This window comes from Aquitalea sp. S1-19 (genome assembly GCF_024343515.1).
This window is the reverse complement of record NZ_RJTZ01000318.1, coordinates 1-1,050: the sequence shown is the minus strand read 5'-3', so window position 1 is coordinate 1,050 and position 1,050 is coordinate 1. Positions and strand designations below refer to the sequence as shown.

Below are 1,050 nucleotides of genomic sequence, written 5' to 3'. Positions count from 1 at the left end.
TTTTGCGTGAGGACGGGGTGGTGATGGTGGCGACCGTCGCCTTCGGCATGGGCATAGACAAGCCGGACGTACGCTTTGTCGCTCATGTCGACCTGCCTAAAAGCCCGGAAAATTTTTACCAGGAGTCGGGGCGCGCCGGGCGTGACGGGCTGCCTGCGTCCAGCTGGTTGTGTTATGGGCTGAACGATATGGTGCAGCTGACGCAGATGATCCTGAACTCGGAGATGGCTCAGCTGCAAAAGCAGGTCGAGCTGTCCAAGCTGGATGCAATGGTCGCTTTTTGCGAAACCGCCGCCTGCCGTCGCCAGCTTATCCTGGCGCATTTCGGTGAGGCGGGGCAGCCGTGCGGGCATTGCGACAATTGCCTGCACCCGCCGGTCACGTTTGATGCGACGCTGGCCGTGCAAAAACTATTGTCGTGTATCTGGCGGGTCGGGCAGCGCTATCCGGCCAGCCAAGTCATCGATGTGCTGCTGGGGCGCAGCAATACTCACGTGCAGCAAGCAGGCCATGACCAGCTCTCTACCTTCGGCATAGGCAAGGAGTATTCGCAGCGGGCATGGCGTTCGCTGGTGCGCCAGCTGGTGGCAAGAAAAATCATCGAGGTTGATGTCGTGCGCGGCCAGTCGCTGGTGTTGACCGAATCCAGCCGCAGCATTCTTAAAGGGCAGGAAAAAATCTTCCTGCGGCCGCTGGCCGACGACAGCCGGGCCAAAGCCGGTAGCGCCGAGCACTGGCTGCGCACCGAGCGCGAGGAGCGGGTCTGGCAGGCGCTCAGGCGTTGGCGTAAAGGCATGGCCGATGAGCACAATGTGCCGGCTTATGCCGTTTTCTCCGACAAGACCTTGCGCGAACTGGTCGAGAAGCGGCCGTCGTCTCTGGCCGAGTTGCGACGTATCTATGGTTTGGGAGAGCTTAAGCTAGCCCGCTACGGGGCGGCGTTGTTGTCGTGCCTGGAAGAGGCGCTAGCCAACTGAGGTGGGCTGTCGCGCAGATATAAACAAATCCGTTACAATCAATGCCAATAACATTTTGGTGTGGAGGCGCGGA

General features: G+C 60.1%; 1 protein-coding gene. It reads left to right on the top strand.

The features are described 5' to 3' along the window. Window positions 1–977: RecQ family ATP-dependent DNA helicase (locus tag EGI20_RS18755; protein WP_498633208.1), on the top strand; the 977-nt coding region annotated here is incomplete at its 5' end. Window positions 978–1,050 lie beyond the last annotated feature (73 nt).